The following is a 25,812-nucleotide window of genomic DNA, read 5'->3' as shown; positions in this document are numbered from 1 at the left end:
CAGCCCCGCGCGGGCGCAAGGGAAGCGACAATGTTCAAGAACATCAACTGGATCGCCGTGATCATCGCCGTGGTGCTGCTCGAGGTGTTGGGCTACCTCTGGTACGGCCCGATGCTGGGCGCAGCCTGGACCGACGCCTACCGCGACGCCATCGGCCGCGAGCCGGACATGTCCAATATCGTGGTCACCCAGAGCCTGGGGGTGGTGAACACGCTGATCCTGGTGCTGGGCCTGGCCTGGGTGTTCGCCCGCATGGGCATCAATTCCCTGGCCGGCATCGGGGCCGCGGCGGCGGTGTGGTTCTTCTTCAACTTCACCACCATGTCGATCGAGTACCTCTATATGGGCCTGCTGCCGAACCTGGTGATCATCAACATGGGCTACCAGTTGGTGGCCTATCTGGTGGCCGGGGCGGTCCTGGGCCTCATGCCGAGCCGATCGAAGGCGGCCTAGGCCTTCGCCGCCGCGCTCCGCGCCGCGAACCACGGGATCAGGCGGTCGATGGCGGTCTGGATCTCCGGCGTCGAGACCGCGAAGCTCATGCGGATGAAGTGGCCGCCCTCGACGGGATCGAAGTCCAGGCCCGGCGCGGTCGCCACGCCGGTTTCCCGCAGCAGGTCCTTGCAGAAGGACAGGCTGTCCTGGGTCAGGTGCCCGATGTCGGCGTATATGTAGAAGGCCCCGTCCGGCGGCGCGATCTGGGTGAGGCCGAGCCTGGGCAAGGCCGCCAGCAGCAGGTCGCGGTTGGCGCGGTAGACCGCCACGTGCCCCTCGAGCTCGTCGCGCTCGTCCATGGCCGCCAGGGCCACGTGCTGGCTGAGCGTCGGGGCGGTGAGGAACAGGTTGCCGATATAGGCCCGCGCCCGGGCGAGGTCCCGCTGCGGCGCCAGCAGCCAGCCAAGACGCCAGCCCACCATGCTGAAATACTTGGAGAAGCTGTTCACCACCAGGGTGTCGGGCTCGAACTCCAGCATCGACCGCGCCGGGCCCACATAGCTGAGGCCGTGATAGATCTCGTCCGAAACGATGCGGATACCGCGGTCCCGGCAGACCCCGGCGATGGCCTCCAGTTCGGCGGCCTCGATGATGGTGCCGGTGGGGTTTGCGGGGCTGGCGACGATCACCCCGGCCGGCGCGGGGTCCAGGGCCGCCAGGTGGGCGGCGGTGAGCTGGAACCGGCTCTCCGCCCCGCAGGCGATCTCCACCGGCTCCAGGTGCAGGGCCTTGAGCGTGTTGCGGTAGGCGACATAGCCCGGCCGCGCCAGGGCCACCCGGTCCCCGGGATTGAAGGTGGAGGCGAGCGCCAGGACCAGGGCCGGCGAGGCCCCGCAGGTCAGGATCACCCCTTCGGGGGCGACGCTGACGCCATAGGTCTCCTGATAGTGCCGGGCGATGCGCGCGCGCAGGGCCGGGCTTTCCCAGTAGCCGCCGCGGTCGGTGTCCAGCATCTCGTGGGCGACGGCGATGGCCGCCTTCGGCGCGCCCGTCGAGGGCTGGCCGAACTCCATGTGGATGATCGAGGCCCCCTCGGCCTTCAGGCGGTGGGCGAGCGTGCTGATGCCGATGGCGTGGAAGGGATCGATCTGGGCGGGCATCTAGAGCGGTCCCTTGAAGACGAAGAAGGCCCCGGCGGCGATCAGCAGGAACCCGATGCCGTGATTCCAGGTGAACCGCTCCCCCAGATAGGTCACCGAGAAGATGGCGAAGATCACCAGGGTGATCACCTCCTGCATCGCCTTCAGCTCCATGGGATCATAGACGCCGCGCCCGATCCGGTTGGCCGGGACCGCCAGGCAGTATTCGAAGAAGGCGATCCCCCAGCTGGCCACGATCAGCAGCCAGATCGGCCGGTGCTCGACCTTCAGGTGCCCATACCAGGCGAAGGTCATGAAGACGTTGGAGGCGATCAGCAGGAGGATCGGGGCGATGGCCGCCGTGGTCATGGGCATGCAGGGGCTCCGGGCGCGGGTATCGATGATTTCGCACTTAACGCGGCGGTTCGCAGCCCTATAACCTTGCGGGACGCATGGGGGAGAACGCGATGGCGGATTGGGGCAAGCGGCTGGGCATGGCCGTGGTCGGGATGATGGCGCTGGTCCTGGCCTCCTGCGGCCAGGGCGGCCCTGGAACGCTGCACATCTACAACTGGTCGGACTATATCGACCCGGCGATCCTGAAGGACTTCACCAAGGAGACCGGCGTCAAGGTCGTCTACGATACCTTTGATTCCAATGAAGTTCTGGAGACCAAGGTGTTGCAGGGCAACACCGGCTACGACCTGGTCGTCCCCTCCAACCACAACGTCCCCCGCTACATCGCCGCCGGCGCCATCCAGCCCCTGGACAAGTCCAAGCTGACCGGCCTGGCCAACCTGTGGCCTGACATCATGGCCTATATGGAGCCCTTCGATCCGGGGGCGAAGTACAGCATCCCCTACATGTGGGGCACCATCGGCATCGGCTACAACAAGGACGCCATCGCCAAGCGTCTGCCCGGCGTGGCCATCGACAGCTGGGACATCGTCTTCAAGCCCGAGAACCTGGCCAAGCTGAAGGACTGCGGAGTCTATTGGCTGGACGCCTCGGAGGACATGTACGCCGTGGCCCTGAACTATCTGGGCAAGGACCCCAACTCCAAGGCGCTGGAGGACTATCAGGCGGCCACCGAGATGTTCCTCAAGGCCCGGCCCTATGTCCGCAAGTTCCACTCCTCGGAGTCCATCGAGGCGCTGGCCAACGGCGACATCTGCGTCGCCATCGGCTATTCCGGCGACATGCTGCAGGCCAAGAGCCGCGCCGAGGAAGCCGGCGACAAGGTGCACCTGGACTATGTGGTGCCCAAGGAAGGCAGCCAGGTCTGGTTCGACGTCTTCACCATCCCCAAGGACGCCCCGAACCCGGCCGCGGCCTACAAGTTCCTCGACTACATGCTGCGCCCGGAGGTGATCGCCCGGGCCTCGACCTTCACCGAGTACGCCAACGCCAACAAGGCGGCCACCGCCCTGGTGGCCCCCGACGTGCGGGACAACCCCAACGTCTATCCGACCCCCGACCAGCTGCTGACCCTGTTCGTCACCTCCTCCAAGGACCAGAGCCTGCTGCGCGAGGTGAACCGTCAGTGGACGCGGGTGCAGACCGGACGATGACCACCACGCGCCGGCCGCGCCTGAACATCGGCGCCGTCCGTTCCAGCTTCGCCCCCTGGACCGATCCGACCCTGGAGCCCCTGGTGCGGTTCGAGGGGGTCACCAAGCGTTTCGGGGCCGAGACGGCGGTGAACGACGTCTCGCTGTCGATCTATGAGAGCGAGTTCTTCGCCCTTCTGGGACCGTCGGGCTGCGGCAAGACCACCCTGATGCGCCTGCTGGCCGGGTTCGAGACCCCGGACGCCGGACGTATCACCCTGGCCGGCGAGGACCTGGCCGGCCGGCCGCCGCACCAGCGGCCGGTGAACATGATGTTCCAGTCCTACGCCCTCTTCCCCCACCTCTCGGTGGAGCAGAACATCGCCTTCGGCCTCAAGCAGCAGGGAACGCCGAAGGGCGAGGTCGCCGACCGGGTGACCGAGATGCTGGCCCTGGTGCGCCTGGAGGGCCTGGCGCGGCGCAAGCCCCACCAGCTCTCCGGCGGCCAGCGGCAGCGGGTGGCGCTGGCCCGCGCCATCGCCCCCAACCCCAAGATGCTGCTGCTGGACGAACCCCTCGCGGCCCTGGACAAGAAGCTGCGCGAGGAGACCCAGTTCGAGCTGATCGCCCTGCAGCAGCGGCTGGGCATGACCTTCCTGATCGTCACCCACGACCAGGAAGAGGCCATGGTCACCGCCGACCGGATCGCGGTGATGCGCGAGGGCCAGATCGTGCAGATCGGCCGCCCGGCCGAGGTCTACGAGACCCCCAACTCCCGCTACGTGGCCGACTTCATCGGCGACGTGAACCTGTTCGAGGGCGCGGTGACCGCCACCGATGGCAAGCGCGTGACGCTCGCCACCCCCGATTGCCCGGCGGGCTTCGAGGCCCTGGAGGACGTCCCGCTGGCCGTGGGCTCCACCGCCTGGCTGGGGGTGCGGCCCGAGAAGATCCAGCTGCACCTCGACCCGCCCAGGGAGGGTCCCAACCGCATGGCCGGCAAGGTCGCCGACTACGGCTATCTCGGCGACTGGACCACCTATGTGGTGGAGCTGGAGAGCGGCCGCACGGTGCGCGCCGCCCGCGCCAACGCCTCGCGCCTGGTGGCCCGGCCCATCGCCTGCGACGATCCCTGCTGGCTGACCTTCGCCCCGGACGCCGCCGTGGTGCTGACCCGATGAAGGGTCGCCCCAGGACCGGTCTGGCGGCCCTGGCCCCCTTCCTGTGGCTGGGGGTCTTCTTCCTGTTTCCGTTCCTGCTGGTGGCCAAGCTGTCCCTGTCGGACACCGCGCTCGCCATGCCGCCCTATGCGCCGAGACTGGACTGGAGCGCCGGCTGGGCCGGGGTGCGGGCCTTCTTCGCCGCCCTGGACTTCGAGACCTACGCCCGGCTGACCAACGACAGCCTGTACATCGCCTCCTACCTCTCCAGCCTGAAGTTCGCCGCCGTGGCCACGGGGATCCTGCTGCTGATCGGCTATCCCATCGCCTACGGCATGTCGCGGTTCGAAGCCTCGACGCGCCAAGCTCTGCTGATGGCGGTGATCCTGCCGTTCTGGACCAGCTTCCTGATCCGGGTTTACGCCTGGATCGCGGTGCTGAAGCCCGAGGGCCTGCTCAACACGTTTCTCTCCCAGTTCGGCCTGCCCGAGCTCAACCTGCTCAACACCGACACCGCGGTCTATATCGGCCTGGTCTACGCCTACCTGCCCTTCATGGTGCTGCCGCTCTACGCGGTGCTGGAGAAGCAGGACCAGAGCCTGCTGGAGGCCGCCGCCGACCTGGGCTGCACGCGGACCCAGGCCTTCTGGCGGGTGACCTTCCCCCTCTCCCTGCCGGGCGTCGCCGCCGGCGCCCTGCTCTGCCTCATCCCCATGGTGGGCGAGTTCGTGATCCCCGACCTGCTGGGGGGTTCGGGCACCCTGATGCTGGGCAAGACCATCTGGACGGAGTTCTTCGCCAACCGCGACTGGCCGGCCGCCTCGGCCGTGGCCATCGCCATGCTGGCCACCCTGGTGATCCCCATCGTCCTCTATCAGCGCCAGCAGACGAAGATGATCGAGGCCGGGCGATGAAACGCGGCGCCTCGGCGTTCAACCGGGTGGCGGTGACGGTGGGTCTGGCCTTCCTCTACCTGCCCATCGTCCTGCTGGTGGTCTATTCCTTCAACGCCAGCCGGCTGGTGACGGTGTGGGGCGGGTTCTCCACCAAGTGGTACGGCGCCCTGCTGCGGGACGACCAGCTGCTGGCCGCCATCGGGGTGACCCTGCGGGTCGGGCTGATCTCGGCCAGCCTCGCCACGGTGCTGGGAACCCTGGCGGCCGTGGCCCTGGTGCGCTCGGGGCGGTTCAGGGGCCGGCTGCTGTTCTCGGGCATGATCTATGCGCCCCTGGTGATGCCCGAGGTGATCCTGGGCCTGTCCCTGCTGCTGCTGTTCGTGGCCTTCGGCCTGCCGCGCGGCTTCTGGACGGTGACGGTGAGCCACGCCACCGTGACCCTCTGCTACGTGACGGTGGTGGTCCAGGCCCGGCTGATCAGCTTCGACAAGGCCCTGGAGGAAGCCGCCCGCGACCTGGGCTGCACGCCGCTGCGGGCCTTCTTCGCCGTCACCCTGCCCAATATCGCTCCGGCGGTGGCGGCGGCCTGGATGCTGGCCTTCACCCTCTCCCTGGACGACTTGGTGATCGCCAGCTTCACCTCGGGCCCCGGCGCCACGACCCTGCCGATGCGGATCTACAGCCAGGTGCGCCTTGGGGTCAGCCCGGAGATCAACGCGGTCTCCACCCTGCTGGTGGGGCTGGTGGCCACCGGAGTGATCGGCGCCTACCTGTTCCAGCAGCGGCGGGGCCGCCGCGAAGCCTAGATCGGGGCGACGCGGTCGAACCAGGGCTTGGCCGTCTCCAGTTGCCCGGCGAGGCGGAACAGGGTCGCCTCATCGGCCATGCGGCCCACGAACTGCAGGCCGATGGGCAGGCCCCCCGCCGACCAGGCCAGGGGCACGGTCATGGCCGGCTGGCCGGTGTTGTTGAAGGCCTGGGTGTTGGGCATGAACTTGAAGAGCCGCTCGGTGAAGGCCCGCAGGTCCTCCGTCAGGTGGCCGATGGGGATCGCCGGGCTGCCCAGGGTCGAGAGCAGCAGGACATCGTAGGTGGAAAACAGGCCCGCCACCGCCCGGCCGTAGGCGTGGATGGCCGCCAGGCCGCGGACATAGGTGGCCCCGCTGACCCCGGTCCCGCGCCGGTACATGCCCCAGGTGAGCATCTCCACCTCGTCCTCGCTGACCGGGCGGCCGCGCCGCTCGGCCTCCGCCTCGAAGGTGGCCGCGACGCCGGCGGCGATCACGTCGCCGGCGCCCTGCTGCATGGCCGCCAGGTTTCCCGGCACGGTCACCTCCTCCACCGTGTGGCCCAGGCTCTCGCAGAGCCGGGCGGCGTCCAGCACCGCCTGGACGCATTCAGGGTCCAGGGCGTCGGAGGCCAGAGCGGCGGTGGTGAAGCCGATCCGCAGCTTGCCGGGCGCGCGGCCCACCTCCTGGGCGTAGGGGGTGGCCGGCGCGTCCAGATAGTAGGGGTCACCGGGCTGCGGCCGACAGGCGATGTCCAGCAGGACGGCCGAGTCGCGGACCGAGCGGGTGACGGCGTGCTGGATCGAGGCCCCGCCCCAGCCCTCCCCCAGGGGCGAGAAGGAGACCCGGCCGCGAGAGGGCTTCAAGCCGAACAGGCCGCAGGCCGAGGCGGGTGTGCGGATGGAGCCGCCGCCGTCGCTGGCGTGGGCCGCCGGCACGATGCCGGCCGCCACCGCCGAGGCCGCCCCGCCCGAGGAGCCGCCGGGCGTGCGCGAGACGTCCCAGGGGTTGCGGCAGGGGCCCAGGAAGGTGCTCTCCGTGATGGGCATCAGGCCGTATTCGGGGGTGTTGGTCTTGCCGAAGATCACCAGGCCCGCCTGGCGGTAGGCGGTGGTGAGCGCGCTGTCGGCGGCGGCCACATTGTCCTTCAGCAGGGCCGAGCCCGAGGAGGTCACCGTCCCGGCCAGGGTCGCCCCCAGGTCCTTGAGCAGGAAGGGCACGCCGGCCAGGGGCCCGCTGGGCGGCTTGGCGGCTTCCTTCCGGCCCCAGTCGGCCAGGTCCAGGGTCACGGCGTTGAGGGCCGGATTGACCTGGCCCATGCGGGCGACCGCGGTCTCCAGCAATTCGGCGGCGGAGACCTCGCACTTGGCCACCAGGCTCGCCAGGCCCACGGCGTCGTGGCTGCGATAATCCTCGAACTTCATGGCGCTCTCCCCTGGATACTTCCGCCAGAGGATCACAGGGCGCTTGGCCGGCGCGACCCGGAAATTCGCATGAAGCGCATTTTTCTTGGGAACACTCTCCCGGCCCGCGAATTGATAGGGGGCGACGGCAAATCGCCCCCCCGACTTGAGCCGTCGCCCTGGCCCCGGGCTCCTTCACAGGAGCGCCGGGGCTTTCTCTTTCCCCCTGCGACACCAGGCCGGTTTGCGGTCGGCGCGAGTCTTGGGCATAACCCGGTCAGGTTTTTGGAGACTGGCGCTCAGTGAGCGACGGTCGACCTGTCGGGGGACAGGTGATGGCGCTTCCGGCTTGGCCGGGAGCGCCTTTTCCTTGCGCGTCTTCAGCGTCCCACGCGCTTGCCGCCCGCCGCTCAGGCCGACATAACCGCCCAAGCTATGGAGTCGCGCATGGTCGCCGAAGTCTATGTCCCGCCCATCAACTATGACGAGGAACGGCTCCGCTCGGCCAACATCTTCCGCGACACCTTCGGCCACCTGACGGACGGCCAGTGGCTGGCGACGCTCCGGGCCTCGGTCACCGATCAAACCATCGAGGGCGTCGTGTTCCCGGGCTTCCCGGACCCCGACCTGCAGTCCCGCGTGCACGGGAGTTCAGGGGTGGACGCGATCCACGAGGCCTTCATGTTCTACCTGTTCGTGAAGGGCAATCTGCAGGGATCCCTCCGCCTCGATCCCGACGCCCGCCTGCTCGACTTCGGGTGCGGCTGGGGGCGGATGATGCGCCCCTACATGCGTCACTATGATCTGGCGAACATCTACGGGTTCGAACCGTCGACCCTCTTCTCCAAGATCGCCCGCGGCCTGAATCCCTACGCCTGCATCCTGACGGGGGAATATCTGCCCAATCGGCGGATCCCGCGCGACAGCTTCGACCTCGTGATCGGCTATTCGGTCTTCTCCCACCTGTCGCCGCACTCGGCGGCCCTGTGGCTGCGCGAGACCGCCGAGGTCCTGAGACCGGGGGGGTTCGCGGCCTTCACCACCTGGGGCGGCCGATTCCTGGCGGAACTCGCCAACCAGAAGGCGCGCGCCGAGGCCGGCGAGGAGGTCCACTGGTTTTACACCTTCGTGCTGAGCAAGATCGGCGACACCGCCGACGCCCTGCGGCGGTACGAGGCCGGGGAGTTCATCTGGCACGACACGGGTCTGGGCCCGCTCTATGGCGAGGCCTATTTCGGCCCCGAACCGCTCCGGAAGATCATCGAGGACAACCTCCTGCCCCTGGAGCTGGTGCTGTTCGACACCAACAGCCTGCCGCAGGACACCTTCATCCTGCGTCGAACCTGATCGGCGCCGGCCGCGGCTAGTAGGCGACCTCCACGCCCACCAGATCGCGGTAGGCGTCGCGGGTGGCCTTGAAGGCCTCGAAGGGGAACTTGATGGGAACCCCGGCCAGGGCGCAGGCCAGCATCTCCAGGTGCGCCGCCCAGCCGGCGGCCGAGCGCCCGGCGTCCTCGTCGGGGGGCAGCTTCAGGGTCAGGGTCAGGTCGACGGCCGCCCCGCGCGGGGCGATCTCCCAGCGGACGGGCCGCTGAGGCTCGCCGGGGCCGCTCCAGGAGTATTCCAGCAGGCGGCCGGGCTCCACGGCGCTGACCGTCGAGTCGACCACCACGCCGCTGTCGCCGAAGTCGAGCCGCACCGCGCCGCCGGGCCGCAACTCGATCGTTCCGGGCGCCAGCCACTGCGGGAGCAGTTCAGGCGCGGTTAGGGCGGTCCAGACGGCTTGCGGGTCGGCCGCGATCTCGCGGCTCAGGGTCGCCACCACCATCGGGCCCTCGCGGAAGAAGGTCGCGGGGCCAAGTTGAGCGTCTGACATGGGTCACCTCCTGATCCCGACCCTAGGGGGCCGCGCGGCGAGGCTCGTTGACCCACGTCAAAGCGCGTTCCCGTCCCAGGCGGAAGCGGTTGCCCCCCTCGCCGCGAAGCAGCTAAGGAATGGCGACCCGGCCCCAGCCCCGGGGCCACCACAGACGCCGGATTAGCTCAGCTGGTAGAGCAGCGGTTTTGTAAACCGAAGGTCACGGGTTCGAGTCCTGTATCCGGCACCACTTCGAACCACCTATCCGGCGCGGAACTGCGCCGCCTCGCCGCATTCCGCCGGCGAAAGGCGAAGCTTAGAAAAATTTAGCATCCTTGGCCTATGAGCTTGGCCCATGTCTGAAGCCGCCTGGATTGATCGTCGTGTAGAACCTCGCGCCCCCGTCAGCGATCGGGTGCGGGTCTTCTATGGTCCCAACCTCGGATCCTGGTGGGACGCCACCATGCGCGACGTCAGCGCCAGCGGGCTGAAGCTGGAGATTCCGGCCCTGGTGCCCCTGCCCAAGGCGCTCACCGTCCTGCATGTTCCTGACGGTCAGGTGTTCATCGTGCGGGCCAAGTGGCGCAACCACGACATGGTGGGCTGCAAGATCAACCAGAAGCACAGCCTGGAAACCGAGACCGACCCCGCCTTCGCCCAGATCAAGGCCGCCTGGCAGTCGCTGAAGACCTAGGGCCTAGGTCAGCCCCGTCGCATTGCCAGCCCCGGGGCGTTTGGAGTTCTCGCAAGGATAGGCGCTGAGCGGCTTGGCCCGTTCCTCGGCGAGAAGCTGTTCGATGACCCGACGTTGATCGGGCTCACGCTCCGACAACAGCAGTCGTTCGAAATGGGCGACGTTCAGAGCTCGCAAGACTTCCGGCGCCATGAGAACCTCCAGTCCAAGACATGGGGGATACTAAGTATTTAATCATGCGCTTCTTTTGTTCGCCTGTCACGCGCCTTGCTTCAACCTTAGGGCGATTTGCCGCGCGACCGACGGCGTCGGTTTAATCCAGATCAAGGCGGCCGGTCCCGCACGGCCGATGCTGCCGCATGGCCCGCCGCTCCGTCCCGCCCCCGAGCGCTCACCCGGACGCCGAATGGAGCCGCCCGGCGGAGGCCGTCCTGGCGGCCCTGGGCGCCAGCCGCGACGGGCTGAGCCCGAGCGCGGCGGCCGAGCGCCTGCGGCGGACCGGTCCCAACATCGTGCGCGACGAAGGCCACCAGGGCGTCCTCGGTCTGGCCCTGCGTCAGGTCCAGAACCCCCTGGTGCTGATCCTGGTCTTCGCCGCCCTGATCGCGGGAGTGATGCAGGAGTGGCTGGAAGCGGCCATCATCCTGAGCATCGTCCTGGGGAGCTCCGCCCTCGGCTTCACCCAGGAGTACCGGGCCTCCAACGCCGTGGCCCAGCTCCGCCAGCGGCTGTCCCTGATGGCCAAGGTGCGGCGGGGCGGCCAGGCGCTCGCCGTCCCCTTCAGCGAGATCGTGCCCGGCGACATCGTGCTGCTGTCGGCCGGCGCCATCGTGCCCGCCGACGCGATCGTCCTGGAGGCCCAAGACCTGCTGGTGAGCGAGGCCGCCCTGACCGGGGAGTCCTTCCCCGTGGAGAAGCGCCCGGGCCTGGCCGCGGCCGACGCCCCCCTGGCCGAGCGGACCAACATGGTCTTCCTGGGCGCCTCGGTGCGCAGCGGCATGGCCGAGGTCCTGGTGATCCGCACCGGCCAGGCCACCCAGTACGGCGCCATCGCCGAGCGCCTGAAGACCAAGCCCGTGGAGACAGACTTCGCCCGCGGGGTGCGCCAGTTCGGCGGCCTGCTGATCCGGGTGATGGTGGCGGTGGTGATCTTCGTCCTGGTGGTGAACCAGCTCCTGGGACGCCCCTTCATCGAGTCCCTGCTGTTCGCCGTCGCCCTGGGGGTCGGGCTGTCGCCGGAGCTGCTGCCGGCGATCATCAGCGTCACCCTGGCGGCGGGTGCCCGGGACCTGGCCAAGCGGGGTGTGCTGGTCCGCCAACTGGACGCCATCGAGAACCTGGGCGGGATGACGGTGTTCTGCACCGACAAGACCGGCACCCTCACCGAGGGCCAGATCGTTCTGGAAGCCGCCACCGACCCCCAGGGCCAGGCCTCGCCGGAGGTGGCGCGCCTGGCCTTCCTGAACGCGGCCTTCGAGACCGGCATCGCCAATCCCCTGGACGAGGCCCTGATGGCGGCAGGGGCCGCCGCGGGCCTCGACACCGCGGGCTGGCTGAAGGTCGACGAGATCCCCTACGACTTCACCCGCAAGCGCCTGACCATCGTCGTCCAGGCGCCGGCCGCGCCGCAGGCGCGCCTGCTGATCACCAAGGGCGCCTTCAGCAACGTGCTGGACCTCTGCGTCACCTGGCGGGACGGCGATCGCGAGACGCCCCTGACGGCGGCGGCGAGGACCCGCCTGGAGGCCTATTTCCAGGCGCGCGGCGAGGAGGGGTTCCGGGTCCTGGCCCTGGCCACACGGAGCATGGAGGTCCGCCCCGACTACGTGCTGGCCGATGAGAGCGAGATGTGTTTCCAGGGCTTCCTGGTCTTCATGGACCCGCCCAAGCCCGAGGCGGCGGCCGCCATCGCCGCCCTGGCGGCGCTCGGGGTCTCGGTGAAGGTGCTGAGCGGCGACAACCGCCACGTGGTCGGTCACGTGGCGCGCAGCCTGGGCCTGGACACCGACACCCTGCTGACGGGCGCGCAGGTCGCCGCCCTGAAGGACGAGGCGCTGTGGAACCTCGCCCAGCGCACCACCGTCTTCGCCGAGGTCGATCCGCAACAGAAGGAGCGAATCGTGCGCGCCCTGCAGCGGATGGGGCACTGCGTCGGCTATCTGGGGGACGGCATCAACGATGCGCCGTCCCTGTTCACCGCCGATGTCGGGGTCTCGGTGGAAGGCGCCGTCGACGTGGCCCGTCAGAGCGCCGACGTGGTCCTGACCCGCCGCGACCTCGGGGTGCTGCGCGACGGGGTGGTGGGGGGGCGGCGGACCTTCGCCAACACCCTGAAATACATCTGCATCACCACCAGCGCCAATTTCGGCAACATGGTGAGCATGGCCCTGGCCGCGCCCTTCCTGCCGTTCCTGCCCATGGCGGCCAGCCAGATCCTGCTGAACAACTTCCTGTCCGACCTGCCCTCCATCGCCATCTCCACCGACGCCGTGGAGGCCAGTCAGCTGGGCTCGGCCCAGCGGCTCGGGGTCGCCGACATCCGGCGCTTCATGATCGTCTTTGGCCTGGTGAGCTCGGCGTTCGACCTGCTGACCTTCGCCGTGCTGCTGCGCCTGTTCCGGGCCCATGAGGCCACCTTCCAGACCGCCTGGTTCGTGGTCTCCCTGCTGACCGAGTTGGCGGTGGTCATGGTGCTGCGCACCCGGCTGCCGGCCTGGCGCAGCCGTCCCGGGACCCTGCTGGCCGCGACCACGGCGGGGGTGGCGATCCTGGCCATGGCCACGCCCTATCTGGGAAAGCTCTCGGCTCTGTTTGGCCTCACCCCCCTGTCGGCCGCCCTGATGGCCACCCTGGTGGCCATCGTCCTGGCCTATATCGCGGCCACCGAGGCGGTGAAGCTGTGGTTCTTCCGGCCTCAGACATAGCGCGGGATCGGCCCGACCTGCGGGGTCATGTCGTCGGTCAGGTCCAGGAACACCTCGTCCACATAGCACCAGCCCCAGCCCTCAGGCGGATCGTAGCCCTCGATCACCGGATGGGCGGTGGCCTGGAAGTGGGCGGTGGCGTGCCGGTGCGGGGACTGGTCGCAGCAGCCGACGTGCCCGCAGGTGCGGCACAGGCGCAGATGGACCCACTTCGAGCCGATCTTCAGGCAGTCCTCGCAACCCTTGGCGCTGGGGGTCACGGGGCGGATGGCGTCGCCGTGGGCGCAGGTGTCAGGCATGGCTGGGCTCCCGATTGGGCAAGGGACCGGTGTCGGCCAAGTAGGCGTGCAGGGCGGCCACCACCTGCGCGCCCTCTCCCACCCCGGCGGCGACCCGCTTGACCGAGCCGGCGCGCACATCGCCGATGGCGAAGACCCCGGGGCGGCTGGTCTGCATCGGCCGGGGCAGCACGCCGGCACGCAGGTCGAGGTCCAGGCCGGTGGGGATGAAGCCCTTGGCGTCCACCACCACCTCCGACCCGGCCAGCCAGTCGGTATTGGGATCGGCCCCGATGAACAGGAACAGGTGGCCGATCTCGCGGGCGGTCTCGGCCCCGCTGCGCGGATCGCGCCAACGCACGGCGCGCAGGACGCCCCCCTCCCCCTCCAGGGCGCTGATCTCGGCGGGCGTCACAACCTCCACATTGGGCTGGGCGCGGATGCGGTCGATCAGGTAGCGGGACATGGTGGCCTCCAGCGGCCGACGCGCCAGCATCCAGACCTTCTTTACCTGGGTGGACAGATAGACCACCGCCTGGCCGGCCGAGTTGCCGCCGCCCACCAGCACCACCTCCTGGCCCGCGCAGAGCCGGCCCTCCAGGGGCGAGGCCCAGTAGTGGACGCTGGCGCCCTCGAAATCCGAATGGCCGGCGATGTCGAGGCGTCGGTAGCGGGCCCCGGTCGCCACGACCACGGCCCGGGCCCGGGCCCGCTGGTCGCCGCCAAGTTCGAGGGTGAAGGGCGCGCCGGTCTCCGAGGGGGGCAGGCGCACCGCCTCGTCGGGGATGGCCATCTCCACCCCGAACTTCTGGGCCTGATTGTAGGCTCGCGCCATCAAGGCCATGCCGCTGATCCCCGTCGGGAAGCCGAGATAGTTCTCGATGCGCGAGGAGGCCCCGGCTTGGCCGCCGAAGGCGCGGCAGTCCAGCACCAGGACCGAGAGCCCCTCGGACCCCGCATAGACCGCCGCGGCGAGTCCCGAGGGCCCGGCGCCGACGATGGCGACGTCATAGATCCGGTCGGGATCGATGGGCCCCACCATGCCGATGCAGCGGGCGAGCTGCCCCTCGGTGGGATTGCGCAGCAGTTGGCCGCCGGGACACAGCACGATGGGCAACTGGCCCGGCTCGACGCTGAAGCGGTCCACCAGGGCGCGGGCCTCGGGATCGGTCTGCGGGTCCAGGGTCTGGTGCGGATGGCCGTTGCGCGACAGGAAGCCTACCAGCCGCAGGACGTCCGGATCGCCGATGTGGCCGACGATCACCGGGCCGGCGGCGCCGCGCTCGATGAGGCCGACCCGGCGCAGGATCAGGGCGCGCATGATCGTCTCGCCCATCTCCGCCTCGGCCACCAGCAGGGCGCGCAGGCGTTCGGGCGGCAGGACCACGGCCTCGACGTCGCTGACGGCGGTGGCGTCCACCAGGCTGGGGCGGCCGCTGAGCTGGGCCAGCTCGCCCATGAAGGCGCCGGGCCCATGGGTGACGATCAGCTCCGGCGCCCCACCCTCCCCGCGCCCGACGATGTCCACCGCGCCGGACAGAATCAGGGTCAGGCCGTGGCCGGCCTCCCCGGCTCGGACGATGGCGGCGCCGGCGGGATAGGTCCGCGCCTCGCCGAAGCGCCGGGCGCGGGCGGTTTCGGCGGCGCTCAGGGTCGGAAACCTCTGGTCGTGGCGGGCGTCGTCGAGAGGGGGCTGGGGTGCGGCCATGGCCTATCCTTCCACCCGCGCCGCGGGGATGAAAAGCCATGCGATGACGCAAAGAGGCAGGCGCCCGATCTTGCGGCGCCCCTGTCGTTTTTCCGTGGATGGCGCTAGGGACGCCTCATGACCCACAAGCCCATCGAGATCTTCATCGACGCCGACGCCTGCCCGGTGAAGGACGAGATCTACAAGGTCGCCCAGCGCTACGGCCTGAAGACCTGGGTGGTCTCCAACGCCTTCATGATGATCCCGAAGTCCTCGATGATCGAGCGGGTGATCGTCGACGCCGGCCCCGACGTGGCCGACGACTGGATCGCCGAGCACGTGACCCCCGGCGACGTGGTGGTGACCAACGACATCCCCCTGGCCGAGCGCGTGCTGCAGGCCCAGGGCCACGCGGTGACTCCCAACGGCAAGCCCTTCACCGCCAACTCCATCGGCCAGGCCATCGCCAACCGCGCCCTGATGGAGCAGCTGCGCTCCACCGGCGACATTCTGGGCGGCCCCAAGCCCTTCGACCGCAACGACCGGTCGCGGTTCCTTCAGGCCCTGGACGAGATCATCCAGAAGGAGCGGCGCAAGCGGGGTTGAGGCGCTTGCCAACGGTGCGGCTTGGAGTAGCTTGCCGCCCGTCCTGACTGGAGAGATTTCCCATGCGCCGCCTCGCCCTGACGCTCGTCGCCACCGTTTGCCTCGCCGGCCTGTCGGCCTGCGGCAAGACCGCCGAGAAGGGCGAGAAGGGCGAGGAGCACGCCGAGGCCGCCGCCCCGGCCGCCGCCGTGGCCGAGCCCACCGACGAGGAGAAGCACGAGCTGCTGGAGAGCCTGCCGGCCCCCTACAACACCGGCGACCTGGCCAACGGCAAGAAGGTGTTCGCCGTCTGCAAGTCCTGCCACACCATCGTGCCCGGCGGCGCCAACATGACCGGCCCGAACCTCTACGGGATGTTCGGCCGCAAGCCCGGCTCGGCCGCGGACTTCAACTATTCCGACGCCGTGAAGGCTGCGACCTTCACCTGGGACGCCGAGCACCTCGACCAGTGGCTCACCAGCCCCAAGACCTTCCTGCCGGGCACCAAGATGACCTTCATCGGGGTCAAGGACGCCAAGGACCGGGTCGACCTGATCGCCTATCTGAAGGTCGAGACCGGTTACAAGCCGCACGAGGCCAACGAAGCGCACTAGGGCCGATCGTCGTGACCTCGGATCGACTCAATTCCAGGTCATCGCCCCCGGCGCGCCGCCACCGCAGAGCGGCCGGTTTCAACCGCACATCACAGGCTCGCTCGGAAAACGTGTGGTGACGTGCAGGCAACCTTGACGCGCATGTCGGGCGCCGTCACCATAATGGGGTCGGGTCTGGTCGAGCATCTCAGCCGCGACAATTCCACCCCGCCCGTCTCCCCCCTGGTGAGGGCGGGTCTAGGGGCGTGGCCTCCCCCGCTGGGGTCATGCCGGCGCCGGCTGTGCGACGCCCCCGTCGCCGCCGGCGCAACCATCCCATAGACGCACTTCCCTCCCCGCCTCGGCGGGGAGGGCTCTTGCCTATTCGGCGGCGTTGGCCGCGCGGGTCTGCTCGGCCTCCTCGAAGGCCTCGATGCGGCGCGAGGTGGCGAGCGGCGACTTCGTGAAGCGGGCCAGCAGGTTGTAGAAGATCGGCACGATGAACAGGGTCAGCAGGGTCGTGAAGATGGCCCCGAAGAAGATCACCACCCCGATGGTCTTGCGGCTTTCGCCGCCGGCCCCGCCCCAGACGATCAGCGGGATGGAGCCCGCCGCCGCCGAGATGGAGGTCATGATGATGGGCCGCAGGCGCAGGGAGGCGCTCTCGATCACCGCTTCGCGGATCGACAGGCCGTCGTCGCGCAGCTGGTTCGCGAACTCCACGATCAGGATGCCGTTCTTGGCGGCGATGCCTACCAGGATGATCAACCCGATCTGGCTGTAGGTATTGATGGTGGAGCCGGCCACCAGCAGGCCGAACAGGCCCCCCAGCACCGCCACCGGCACGGTGAGCATGATCACCGCCGGGTGGATCCAGCTCTCGAACTGGGCGGCCAGCACCAGGAAGACCAGCAGCAGGGCCATGCCGAAGGCCAGGCCCACGGCGCCGCCGGCCTCGAGGTAGTCGCGGGCCGTGCCGCCCCACTTCACCGTGGTGCCGGGATGTTTGGCCACCTCGGCCTGCAGGAAGGTCACCGCCTCGCCCACCGTGTAGCCGGGATTGAGCTGGACCGAGAGGGTGATGGCCCGCAGGCGATCGACCCGGGAGCGGTCGGGGGTGTCGCCGCGCACATGGGTGGTGACCACCGAGGAGAGCGGGACGGTGGCGCCGGAGTTGGTGCGCACATAGAGGTTGGCCAGGTTGCTCTCGTTCTGGCGGTTGGCGCGGTCGGTCTGCAGGATGACGTCGTATTCCTGACCGTCGCGGATATAGGTGGTGACCTTGCGCGAGCCGAACATGGTCTCCAGCGCCCGGCCCACCGACTGGGCCGAGACCCCGAGGGTGGCGGCCTTGTCGCGGTCGAGGTCCACCAGCAGTCGCGGCGAGGTGGGCTCATAGTCCAGGCGCGGCCGGGCCATGCCGGGATTGGCCTGGACCGCGGTCATCAGCGGCCGGATGAGGCGCTCGATCTCGGGATACTCGTTGCCCACCACGATCAGGTCGACATTGCCCCCGCCGCCGCCGCCCCGCTGCAGGCTCGGGCGGACCGAGGCGATGGCGCGGATGGCGGTGATCTTGGAGAAGTCCTTGTTGAGCTGAGCGGCGAGGTCCTGGGAGCTGATCTTGTGCTTGGCGTCGTCCGGCAGGGCGGCGTTGGCGTTGCCCGTGTTGAACTGGTTCTGGCCGAAGCGCGGAACGCCCAGGGTGTAGCGGCTGATGGTCCCGTCCTTCAGCAGGGCCTGAAGGCGGGCCTCCACCTGCTTGGCGGCCGGCAGGGTATAGTCGTAGCCGGCGCCCTCGGGACCCTGGATGTTGATGTCGACGCGGCCGCGGTCCTCGTTGGGGACCAGCTCCCGCGGCAGGGTATTGAAGAGGACGAAGGCCAGGCCCGCCAGCACCACCACCAGGCCCACCGCGGAGACCGAGGCCGCGCGCCGGCCCAGCAGGGCGTCGAGGGAGGCGTGGTAGGAGGCCCGCAGCTTGCCCATGCCGGAGTCGACGTGGCGGGCGATGAAGCCCTCGCCCTGGGCCGGGCGCAGCAGCTTGGAGGCCAGCATCGGCGACAGGCTGAGCGCCAGCAGGGCCGAGAAGGCCACCGCCGCGGTGATGGCCACGGCCAGCTCCACGAACAGCTTGCCGATATAGCCCGGCAGGAACATCAGCGGCGCGAAGACCGAGATCAGCACGACGGTGGTGGCCACCACGGCGAAGAACACCTGGCGGGCGCCGCGCTGAGCGGCCACCACCGGGGGTTCGCCCTCGTCCACCCGGCGCTGGATGTTCTCCACCACCACGATGGCGTCATCCACCACCAGGCCGATGGCCAGCACCAGGGCCAGCAGGGTCAGCAGGTTGATGGAGAAGCCCAGGGGGGCGAGCACGATGAAGGTGGAGAGGATGCAGATCGGGGCCACCACGGAGGGGATGACCGCCGCCCGCCAGGTGCCCAGGAAGACGAAGTTCACCAGCGCCACCAGGGCCAGCGAGATAGCCATGGTGATCCAGACCTCCTGGATCGCGTGCTTGGTGAAGACGGTGAAGTCCACCGCGATCTCCAGCTTGGTGCCGGGCGGCAGGGACTTGTTGATCTCCGGCAGCTGGTCGGCGACCCCCTTGGAGATCTCCAGGTCGTTGGCCTGGCTCTGGCGGGTGATGGCGATGCCCACCATGTCGCGGCCGTTGGAGCGGAAGGTGCGGCGACGCTCGTCGGCCCCTTCCTCGATGCGGGCGATATCCCCCAGCCGGGTGACATAGGCGTTGGACCCCGCGTCGCTGGCCGAGGCCGCGCCGCCGGCGGCGGCGCTGGACCCCAGGGCCCCGCCCTCGCCGGCCACGCTGGCGGAGGTGGTCGCCGCGGTGCGCGAGGCGGTCACCGGCAGCTCGCGGAACTGTTCGGGCGTGGAATAGCCGCGGGCGACGCGGATCGTGAAGTCCTTGGCGGGGGCCTCCAGGGCGCCGGCCGGGAGTTCGAGGTTCTGGGCGTTCAGCGCGGTCTCGACATCGTCGACGGTGATGCCGCGCGAGGCCATGGCCTGGGGATCGAGCCAGATGCGCATCGAATAGAGCTGGCTGCCGCCGAGGTTCACCTGGGCGACGCCGGGAATCGTGGAGATCCGCTCCACCAGGTAGCGGTTGGCGTAGTCGGAGAGCTGCAGCCGGTTCAGCTTGTCGGACGAGAACGCCAGGAACATGATCGGCGAGGCGTCGGCGTTGGCCTTGGCGATCTGCGGCGGGTCGGCCTGCTCGGGAAGCTGCGAGGTGACCCGGCTGACGGCGTCGCGCACGTCGTTGGCCGCGGTGTCGAGATCGCGGTCCAGCTTGAAGGAGACGCTGATCCGCGAGGTGCCGTCCCGCGAGGAGGAATTGACCCGGTCGATGCCCTGGATGCCGGCGACCTGGCGCTCGATCACCTCGGTGATCCGCTCCTCCACCACCTCGGCCGAGGCGCCGCGATAGGTGGTGCTGACCGAGACCACGGGCGGATCGACGCTGGGAAGTTCGCGGACCGACAGCGAGGTGAAGCAGGCCAGCCCCACCACGCACAGGATGATCGCCGCCACCGCGGCGAGCACCGGGCGGCGGACGGAAATGTCGGACAGCATCATGCCGCGGGCCGGGCGCCGCCCGCTCCCTGGCGCTGGCCGCCCTGGCCGGCCGGACGAACGGCCTGGCCGGGCTGAACCTTGTTGAGACCGTCGCCGACCACGCGGTCGCCGGCGGCGACCCCGTCCTTCAGCTCCACGAAGCCGTCCTGGCGCACCCCGGTGACCACCGGGCGCTGCTCGGCCACCGTCTTGTCGCCCTGCTTGGCCAGCACATAGACGAAGGCGTTGTCGCCCTGGACCGAGACCGCCGATTCCGGGGCCGACAGCGCGACGCGCGTGCCCTGGGCGATGGCCACCCGCATCATCATGCCGGGCTTCAGCCGGCGGTCGGGATTGGGGAATTCGGCGCGGGCGGTGAGCGCCCGGGTCTTCTCGTCGATGCGGGTGTCCAGCAGGGCGATACGACCGCTGATCTGCTCGCCGGGATAGGCGTCGACCGTGGCGGTGACCGGCTGGCCCTGGCGGACCGAGGCGATGTAGCGGTCGGGCACCTGGAAATCGACCCGGATGGCGCTGGTGTCGTCGAGGGTGACGATGGCCGCGCCCGGATTGATCAGAGCGCCCGGCGCGATGTCCGACAGGCCGACGACGCCGGAGAAGGGCGCGCGGATCAGCCGGTCGCCCTGGCGGGCCTGGGCGGCGGCGACATTGGCCTTGGCCGAGAGATAGTTGGCCTCGTACTGGTCGATCATGGCCTTCGAGGCGAAGCCCTGCTGGCCGAGGGCCTTGTAGCGGTCATAGGCGCGCTGGGCCTGGACCATGCTGGCCCGGGCCTGGGCGAGGCCGGCGTCCTGCTCGGTGGCCTTCAGCTCCACCAGCACGGCGCCCTTGCCGACCGCCTGGCCGGGGGAGAAGCGCACCCGCTCCACCAGCTGGGTGGCGGCCGCGGTCAGGGTGACCGACTGGCGGCCCTTGGCCACGCCGATCACGTCGATGGTGTCGGTGAAGGGCCGGGCCTGGATGGCGACCACCGAGACCTCCGCGGGACCTCCCATGCCGCCCATGCCGCCGGGACGTCCAGCGCCGCCCTGCCGGCCGGCCTGGCCGCCGCCGGGCCCTTGGGCCATGGCCGCGGGGGGGCCGCCCGGGCTCGCCTTCTTACCGAGGGTCAGCTTGTACGCGCCCGCGATCAACATGAGGATCAGCACAAGGACCGCGCCGGCGAGGAAGAAATGGCGTCGTAGCAAGCGGGGGGACTCCGTCGCCTCGATAATGCGGGCGGCAATGGGGTTCAATTATCGCGCGGTCTTATGGTCAGTACGTAGCGCCCGTCCAGTGACAGAACGATGGCTGTACGTGTCTGGCCGGAAATAGGACGCAGACAGACCGCCCAATCGCCGTAATTGGCGGGGGCGAGCCTTGTAATCAATCGGTTAGCGCCAAGAAAACGGGCGCCCCGTCAGGAGCGCCCGCAGACTGTTGTTATGCCAAAATCATCCGTGCGCGGTCAGGCGTCGTAGCCCGGCAGCTCCCGATCGAGTCGGCGCAGGGCGCCCGGCCAGGCGAGCTTGCCGCCGATGCCGCGCATGACCTGGCCCTTGACCTCGGTCTGGGCGGCCTCGGGCGCGAACAGCACGTTCTCGCGGCCGGCCGACAGGGCCATGACCTGCATCTGGCAGGCGCGCTCCAGGTAGTACATGCCGGTCCAGCAGTCGGCGGCGCTTTCCCCCACCGACAGGGTGCCGTGGTTGCGCAGCAGCATCAGGGTCTTGTCGCCGATGTCGGCCACCAGGCGCTCGCGCTCGTCCAGGTTCAGGGCGATGCCCTCATAGTCATGATAGGCCAGCCTGGGCAGGACGATGCAGGCGTGCTGCGACAGGGGCAGCAGGCCCTCCTTCTGGGCCGCGACCGCGACGCCCTGGTCGGAGTGCAGGTGCATGACGAACTTGGCGTCCTCGCGCGCGGCGTGGATCGCCGAGTGGATGGTGAAGCCCGCCGGATTGATGAAGTACGGGGTCTCCTGGAGGATCTTGCCGTCCAGGTCGATCTTGACCAGGGACGAGGCGGTCATCTCCCCGAAGTACATGCCGTAGGGGTTGATCAGGAACTGGTGTTCCGGCCCCGGAATCCGCGCCGAGATGTGGGTGTAGATCATGTCGTCCCACCCGTAGAGCGCCACGAGGCGATACAGGGCGGCGAGGTCCACGCGGGCTTCCCATTCCTCCGCGCTGACCTTGCCCTTCAGAGAATTCACGCCTGCAAGCGAACCATCGGCCATGGCGGCCTCCCTCGTCTGATCGTTGGTGATCGTTGGTTACAGGGTCGCGCCGCGGGGCCCCAGCGTCAAGCCGGGCTTGTCGGCGCGCATGCCCCGGCCGAAGCTGCCCCCCATGAGTCCGAGGAAGCTGAGCGGGGTGATCTTCGACGCCGACGGGGTGCTGCAACACGCGGGCCCCTTCGCCGTCGAGGACGGCCTCTGGCCGGCGCTCCGGGCCCGGGCCTTCGTCGACGATCTCTATGGCCGGCTGGGCGCCGCCGAACTGTCCGACGCCCAGACCTTCGTCGCCGCCTGCGCCCGGGCCCTGGAGGCCGCCGGATGGCCGCATGGGCCCGCCGCCTTCCTCGACGACTGGAGGACGCGCGCCATCGAACCGGACCCGGCCATGCTGGAGGACGTCCGCCGGCTTCGGGCGGCCGGGATCGCCTGTCATGTCGGCTCCAACCAGGACGCCTTCTGGGCCGCGCACCTGGAGCAGGGCTTGGGCTACGGAGCCCTGTTCGACGGCCTCCACCTCTCCTGTCGCCTGGGGGCCGCCAAGCCTCAGGCCGCCTTCTTCGAGGCCATGCTGGCGGCCATCCCCCTGCCCCGCGAGGAGCTGGTCTTCTTCGACGACAAGGCGGCCAATGTGGAGGCCGCCCTGGCCTGCGGCCTGGAGGCCCGGCTGTTCACCGACCGGGCGCAGTACCTGCGGGACCTTGATGACCTCTACGGGCTCGCCTCAGGCTAACCCCGCCGGCTCGCCGCGTGCTGCTCCCAGTAGGTGCGGAAGAAGCTGCGCGGATCGCCGGCCGATTGTGTGGGATGGCCGAAGACGAGGGTGTTGCGCTCGGCCAGGTCGTAGGGCGCCCAGGCGGGCGTTGCGGGATTGTCCGGCCTTCCGGTCGCCGCCAGCGAAACCCAGGCCGAGGCGATCTCGTCGGCCAGCCGCAGGTTGTCCGCCGTCGGCCCGGCCAGGGGGAAGCGGATGTCGTGCATGGAATAGGCGACGTCGATGCCGTGCACGGCGCCGTACCGGCCGCCGAAGGCCGGGCTCGGGCTGGCCCACAGATAGGCCCAGGTCGGCGCCCCGCCGGCGGCCACCCGGCGCTCCAGCATGGTGTTGGCTCCCAGCCGGAACGAGGTGTCGGAATTGATCCGGGCGTTGACGATGAAGGCCGTGGCCTGCGGGTCCTCATCGCGATAGGCGGCCAGCAGCATGCCGGCCTCGGCGCCCACGCGACGCTCCAGCTTCTGCCGGACCTCGTCCCAGCCCATTTCGAAATTGGTTTCCCGATAGGTCCGCTCATCCAGGGCGGTGGAGACGACCAGCGGGATGTCCAGGGACTCCTCGGGCGCGCCGGGGGCGAACGGATGGTGCGGGATCGCCTGGCCAAGGACGGGCGCGAAGGATCGCGGGGCCTCGCCCCGCGACCGATCCTCCGCCTCCACCTCGGCCTGGGCGGCCAGCAAGGTGGAGAAAGGCACGGCCTGAAGCGCCTTGATCTGGTCGGCGCGCAGACCCAGAACGCGTAGCAGCTGGTCGGCGGCCTTGGCGGCCTGGTCCCGGGTCATGGCGGTGAGGCGCGATCCGCTCATCACGCCGGCGCTGGAGAACAGCCCCTTGGCCACGGGCATGCCCAGGAGGTGGCTGACCTTCGCCCCGCCCCCGGACTGGCCGACGATCAGGACGCGGGCCGGATCGCCCCCGAACACCTCGATGTTTCGCGCCACCCATCGCAGGGACGCCACCAGGTCCTGCATGCCCGCCGCCCCGGAGTCCGCGAAGGGGCCCTCCTCCCCCAGATAGAGATAGCCCAACGCGCTCAGGCGGTGGTTCACGGTCACCACCACGCAATCCCCGAAGCGCGCCAGCATCTCGCCATCGCCGCCGGGGCTGTTGCTGGAGCCGCCATAGAAGCCGCCGCCATGGAAGCGGACGATCACCGGCCGCTTCGCCGCGGGATTGGGATCGGGCGTCCAGAGGTTCAGCACCAGGCAGTCCTCCCCCATGCCGCCGGGCTGCACGTCGTTGAGGATCAGGTCGGCATAGGCGTGCCGCCGGTCGCCCGGGATCTGCGGGGCGATATTCCCGTAGTCCAGGGCGTCGCGGACCCCGGCCCAGGGCTTGACGGGTTGGGGCGGCGCGAACCGGTTCGCGCCCGAGGTGTCGGCCCCGTAGCGCAGGCCCTTGAACACCGCGATGCGTCCGGACCTCAGGCCGCGCACCTTTCCGTCCGCGGTTTCGACGATGGGAAAGAGCTTGGCTTCGCCGGCGGCGAGCGGCGCCGGCTTGAGGTCAGTGGTCATGGTCGTCTCCGGAATTCAGGACGCGTCGGGATCAGGCCGCCGGCTGCCGGTGCAGCGTCCCCTTGAGCTGCTGGGTCGGGTAGCGTTCCATCGCCAGCCGCTCTTCGCGATGCGGATCGCTGGCGCTGGTCGAGGCCGTGTCGAACAGCATCACCGTGCGCTGCTCCAGGTCGTAGGGCCGCCATGCCGGGATCGCCGAGGTGTTGGGATCGCCGGTGCGGGCGAAGGCGAGCCAGGCCTGGCTCATCTGGCGCGCCATGGCGGCCGTCTCCTCGCTCGCCTCGCCCACCATGTGCGGGGCCTTGGACACGTTGTCGAACATGAAGGGCAGGTCCAGGGAATGGGGCGTGATCCGCCGCCCACCCTCCACGGGGGTGCGCCACATCAGCCGGTAGGACCACACCGGCGCAGCCCCCTGGGCCGCCTTGCGCTCGGTCTGCAGGACGCTGTCGCGCCAATAGCCTCGCGCGGTGGTGATCTTGAAAAACAGTTCGGAGGGCGAGGCTTCAGGACTTTCCCGGCGGAAGATTTCCACGATCTCGGACACATCCTCGGCGGGCAGATAGCCCTTCAGCCGCTCCGCGAGGCTCACTTCGTCCAGGCTGAAGGTGGTCTCGTCGGCGCTGCCCACCTGGTTGGACAGCTCGGTCCGGCAGGTGCCGATCATCATCGGGATGTCGGCCGATAGGGCCGGCGCCGCCGGGTCCCACGGGTGGGCGTCGAAGACCACCTCGTCGAGGGTGGGCGAGAAGCGCGAGGGATGTTCGCGCAACAGGGCCCGGTTGGCCTTCACCAGGTCGACGAAGGGCAGGTCCTGCAGTTTGCGCGCGTCGGCCCGGCTGAGGCCGAGGTGGGCCAGCAGACGGTCCAACTGTTCGTTGGCCCGGTCGCGCGGGGTGAGCCGCAGGTGCGAGCCGCTCTGGACGATGCCCCGGTGGAACAGGCCCTTGGCGCCCCTGGCGGCCATGGAGATGCTGACCTTCCGGCCGCCGCCGGACTGGCCGTAGATGGTGACATTGCCGGGATCGCCGCCGAAGCGGCCGATGTTCTCTCGCACCCATTCCAGGCCCGCGACGATGTCGAGGTATCCGGCATTGGCGGAGCCGGCGAAGTCGTCGCCCAGGGCGTCCTGCAGCATCAGGTGCCCGAAGACGTTCATCCGGTGGTTCAGGCTGACACAGACCACATCGCCTTTCGAGGCCAGGTTGACCCCGTCATAGAGGATGGACGAGCCCGAGCCGGCCTCGAAGCCGCCGCCGTGCAGCCAGACCATGACCGGCCGACGGGCCTCGTCCGCTCCTGGGGTCCAGACGTTCAGGACCAGGCAGTCCTCCCCCATCTCCGGCTTGTTGCCGGGATAGCCGCCGTCGGACAGCGTGCTGCGGGTCTGCGGCGCGGTCTGGCCATAGAGGACCGCCTCGCGCACCCCGGACCACGGCGCCGCCGGCTGCGGCGGGCGGAAGCGGTTCGCGCCGCCGGTAGGCGCGCCATAGGGAATGCCGCGGAAGATCGAGACCCCGCGGAACAGTTCGCCGCGGACCTTGCCCTGGGCGGTCTCCACCACGGCGCTCGTCCGCACCCTGTCGCCCGTGCTCACCGCCACATCGCTTCCCATGCCCCGCTCCGGATTGCCGTCGTTCCATCGTACGGAACGACGTTCCATTGACACGATGGTCGGCTCCAGGGCAGATCATGTCAACCAAGGGGAG

The 25,812-nt window shown here is 69.5% G+C and carries 23 protein-coding genes and 1 tRNA gene; 12 read left to right on the top strand and 12 right to left on the bottom strand.

Annotation, left to right across the window (positions count from 1 at the left end; all coding sequences use genetic code 11):
- Nucleotides 1-30 precede the first annotated feature (30 nt).
- On the top strand, nucleotides 31-453 hold the full coding sequence (locus ACO06I_RS03135; RefSeq protein ID WP_421931172.1) for a DUF1761 domain-containing protein: 423 nt from the start codon (nucleotides 31-33) through the stop codon (nucleotides 451-453).
- Here ACO06I_RS03135 and ACO06I_RS03130 read toward each other — a convergent pair.
- Both ACO06I_RS03130 and ACO06I_RS03125 read right to left on the bottom strand, forming a co-directional pair.
- On the bottom strand, nucleotides 450-1,595 hold the full coding sequence (locus ACO06I_RS03130) for a pyridoxal phosphate-dependent aminotransferase (RefSeq protein ID WP_421931171.1): 1,146 nt from the start codon (nucleotides 1,593-1,595) through the stop codon (nucleotides 450-452). The two genes, ACO06I_RS03135 and ACO06I_RS03130, sit on opposite strands and share 4 nt — an antisense overlap.
- On the bottom strand, nucleotides 1,596-1,949 hold the full coding sequence (locus ACO06I_RS03125) for a DMT family protein (RefSeq protein ID WP_421931170.1): 354 nt from the start codon (nucleotides 1,947-1,949) through the stop codon (nucleotides 1,596-1,598).
- Between the two features lie 92 nt (nucleotides 1,950-2,041).
- On the opposite strand from ACO06I_RS03125, the gene ACO06I_RS03120 reads away from it, so the two are divergent.
- Genes ACO06I_RS03120 through ACO06I_RS03105 form a run of 4 tightly spaced genes read left to right on the top strand, consistent with a single transcriptional unit; the run spans nucleotide 2,042 to nucleotide 5,986 of the window.
- Nucleotides 2,042-3,145: a polyamine ABC transporter substrate-binding protein gene (locus tag ACO06I_RS03120; protein WP_421931169.1), complete on the top strand. Its 1,104-nt coding sequence runs from the start codon at nucleotides 2,042-2,044 to the stop codon at nucleotides 3,143-3,145.
- Nucleotides 3,142-4,305: an ABC transporter ATP-binding protein gene (locus ACO06I_RS03115; protein ID WP_421931168.1), complete on the top strand. Its 1,164-nt coding sequence runs from the start codon at nucleotides 3,142-3,144 to the stop codon at nucleotides 4,303-4,305. The genes ACO06I_RS03120 and ACO06I_RS03115 overlap by 4 nt, the downstream gene beginning before the upstream one ends.
- Nucleotides 4,302-5,198: an ABC transporter permease gene (locus ACO06I_RS03110; RefSeq protein WP_421931167.1), complete on the top strand. Its 897-nt coding sequence runs from the start codon at nucleotides 4,302-4,304 to the stop codon at nucleotides 5,196-5,198. The genes ACO06I_RS03115 and ACO06I_RS03110 overlap by 4 nt, the downstream gene beginning before the upstream one ends.
- Complete coding sequence (locus tag ACO06I_RS03105) at nucleotides 5,195-5,986, top strand: ABC transporter permease (RefSeq protein ID WP_421931166.1); 792 nt, start codon at nucleotides 5,195-5,197, stop codon at nucleotides 5,984-5,986. Before ACO06I_RS03110 ends, ACO06I_RS03105 begins: the two co-directional genes overlap by 4 nt.
- Here the strand turns inward: ACO06I_RS03105 and ACO06I_RS03100 are convergent.
- Nucleotides 5,983-7,392: an amidase gene (locus tag ACO06I_RS03100; protein WP_421931165.1), complete on the bottom strand. Its 1,410-nt coding sequence runs from the start codon at nucleotides 7,390-7,392 to the stop codon at nucleotides 5,983-5,985. The two genes, ACO06I_RS03105 and ACO06I_RS03100, sit on opposite strands and share 4 nt — an antisense overlap.
- A 426-nt stretch (nucleotides 7,393-7,818) precedes the next feature.
- On the opposite strand from ACO06I_RS03100, the gene ACO06I_RS03095 reads away from it, so the two are divergent.
- Complete coding sequence (locus ACO06I_RS03095; RefSeq protein WP_421931164.1) at nucleotides 7,819-8,718, top strand: class I SAM-dependent methyltransferase; 900 nt, start codon at nucleotides 7,819-7,821, stop codon at nucleotides 8,716-8,718.
- 16 nt (nucleotides 8,719-8,734) lie between these two features.
- Here ACO06I_RS03095 and ACO06I_RS03090 read toward each other — a convergent pair whose 3' ends face one another.
- The gene (locus ACO06I_RS03090; protein WP_421931163.1) at nucleotides 8,735-9,247 is read right to left on the bottom strand and encodes an SRPBCC family protein; all 513 of its coding nucleotides are present in this window, start codon (nucleotides 9,245-9,247) and stop codon (nucleotides 8,735-8,737) included.
- Nucleotides 9,248-9,403: 156 nt separating this feature from the next.
- On the opposite strand from ACO06I_RS03090, the gene ACO06I_RS03085 reads away from it, so the two are divergent.
- Both ACO06I_RS03085 and ACO06I_RS03080 read left to right on the top strand, forming a co-directional pair.
- Nucleotides 9,404-9,479 (top strand) — tRNA-Thr (locus ACO06I_RS03085).
- A gap of 105 nt (nucleotides 9,480-9,584) precedes the next feature.
- Nucleotides 9,585-9,923: a PilZ domain-containing protein gene (locus ACO06I_RS03080; protein ID WP_421931162.1), complete on the top strand. Its 339-nt coding sequence runs from the start codon at nucleotides 9,585-9,587 to the stop codon at nucleotides 9,921-9,923.
- A gap of 3 nt (nucleotides 9,924-9,926) precedes the next feature.
- Here ACO06I_RS03080 and ACO06I_RS03075 read toward each other — a convergent pair whose 3' ends face one another.
- Entirely contained in the window at nucleotides 9,927-10,115 is a 189-nt protein-coding gene (locus ACO06I_RS03075; RefSeq protein ID WP_421931161.1) for a hypothetical protein, read from the bottom strand.
- A gap of 167 nt (nucleotides 10,116-10,282) precedes the next feature.
- Here ACO06I_RS03075 and mgtA point away from each other — a divergent pair, with 167 nt between their 5' ends.
- Nucleotides 10,283-12,847 carry a magnesium-translocating P-type ATPase gene (mgtA, locus tag ACO06I_RS03070; protein ID WP_421931160.1) on the top strand — a complete coding sequence of 855 codons (2,565 nt, stop codon included), beginning with the start codon at nucleotides 10,283-10,285 and terminating at the stop codon, nucleotides 12,845-12,847.
- On the opposite strand, the gene ACO06I_RS03065 is transcribed toward mgtA, so the two are convergent.
- Nucleotides 12,838-13,146 carry a UBP-type zinc finger domain-containing protein gene (locus ACO06I_RS03065; RefSeq protein ID WP_421931159.1) on the bottom strand — a complete coding sequence of 103 codons (309 nt, stop codon included), beginning with the start codon at nucleotides 13,144-13,146 and terminating at the stop codon, nucleotides 12,838-12,840. The genes mgtA and ACO06I_RS03065 overlap by 10 nt on opposite strands.
- On the bottom strand, nucleotides 13,139-14,833 hold the full coding sequence (locus ACO06I_RS03060) for an FAD-dependent oxidoreductase (RefSeq protein WP_421931158.1): 1,695 nt from the start codon (nucleotides 14,831-14,833) through the stop codon (nucleotides 13,139-13,141). The genes ACO06I_RS03065 and ACO06I_RS03060 overlap by 8 nt, the downstream gene beginning before the upstream one ends.
- A gap of 117 nt (nucleotides 14,834-14,950) precedes the next feature.
- On the opposite strand from ACO06I_RS03060, the gene ACO06I_RS03055 reads away from it, so the two are divergent.
- Both ACO06I_RS03055 and ACO06I_RS03050 read left to right on the top strand, forming a co-directional pair.
- Nucleotides 14,951-15,418, top strand: coding sequence for a YaiI/YqxD family protein (locus tag ACO06I_RS03055; protein ID WP_421931157.1), 468 nt, complete (start codon nucleotides 14,951-14,953; stop codon nucleotides 15,416-15,418).
- A 62-nt stretch (nucleotides 15,419-15,480) separates the two neighbouring features.
- On the top strand, nucleotides 15,481-16,011 hold the full coding sequence (locus ACO06I_RS03050) for a c-type cytochrome (protein WP_421931156.1): 531 nt from the start codon (nucleotides 15,481-15,483) through the stop codon (nucleotides 16,009-16,011).
- Between the two features lie 360 nt (nucleotides 16,012-16,371).
- Here the strand turns inward: ACO06I_RS03050 and ACO06I_RS03045 are convergent, their stop codons facing one another.
- The 3 genes from ACO06I_RS03045 to ACO06I_RS03035 all read right to left on the bottom strand — a co-directional run bounded on the left by ACO06I_RS03045 (nucleotide 16,372) and on the right by ACO06I_RS03035 (nucleotide 21,814).
- Entirely contained in the window at nucleotides 16,372-19,593 is a 3,222-nt protein-coding gene (locus ACO06I_RS03045; protein ID WP_421933592.1) for an efflux RND transporter permease subunit, read from the bottom strand.
- Nucleotides 19,593-20,783, bottom strand: coding sequence for an efflux RND transporter periplasmic adaptor subunit (locus ACO06I_RS03040; RefSeq protein WP_421931155.1), 1,191 nt, complete (start codon nucleotides 20,781-20,783; stop codon nucleotides 19,593-19,595). The genes ACO06I_RS03045 and ACO06I_RS03040 overlap by 1 nt, the downstream gene beginning before the upstream one ends.
- 260 nt (nucleotides 20,784-21,043) lie before the next feature.
- The gene (locus tag ACO06I_RS03035; RefSeq protein WP_421931154.1) at nucleotides 21,044-21,814 is read right to left on the bottom strand and encodes a class II aldolase/adducin family protein; all 771 of its coding nucleotides are present in this window, start codon (nucleotides 21,812-21,814) and stop codon (nucleotides 21,044-21,046) included.
- A 112-nt stretch (nucleotides 21,815-21,926) separates the two neighbouring features.
- On the opposite strand from ACO06I_RS03035, the gene ACO06I_RS03030 reads away from it, so the two are divergent.
- Nucleotides 21,927-22,544: an HAD-IA family hydrolase gene (locus ACO06I_RS03030; RefSeq protein WP_421931153.1), complete on the top strand. Its 618-nt coding sequence runs from the start codon at nucleotides 21,927-21,929 to the stop codon at nucleotides 22,542-22,544.
- Here ACO06I_RS03030 and ACO06I_RS03025 read toward each other — a convergent pair.
- Nucleotides 22,541-24,103, bottom strand: a complete 1,563-nt coding sequence (locus ACO06I_RS03025) for a carboxylesterase/lipase family protein (RefSeq protein WP_421931152.1) — start codon at nucleotides 24,101-24,103, stop codon at nucleotides 22,541-22,543. The genes ACO06I_RS03030 and ACO06I_RS03025 overlap by 4 nt on opposite strands.
- A 31-nt stretch (nucleotides 24,104-24,134) precedes the next feature.
- Nucleotides 24,135-25,766: a carboxylesterase/lipase family protein gene (locus ACO06I_RS03020; RefSeq protein WP_421931151.1), complete on the bottom strand. Its 1,632-nt coding sequence runs from the start codon at nucleotides 25,764-25,766 to the stop codon at nucleotides 24,135-24,137.
- Nucleotides 25,767-25,812: the final 46 nt, after the last annotated feature.

It is taken from the genome of Phenylobacterium sp. (genome assembly GCF_965229015.1).
In the GTDB taxonomy this organism is placed as follows: domain Bacteria; phylum Pseudomonadota; class Alphaproteobacteria; order Caulobacterales; family Caulobacteraceae; genus Phenylobacterium.
Note: the sequence above shows the minus strand (reverse complement) of the source record. Positions and strands in the feature narration are given on the sequence as shown.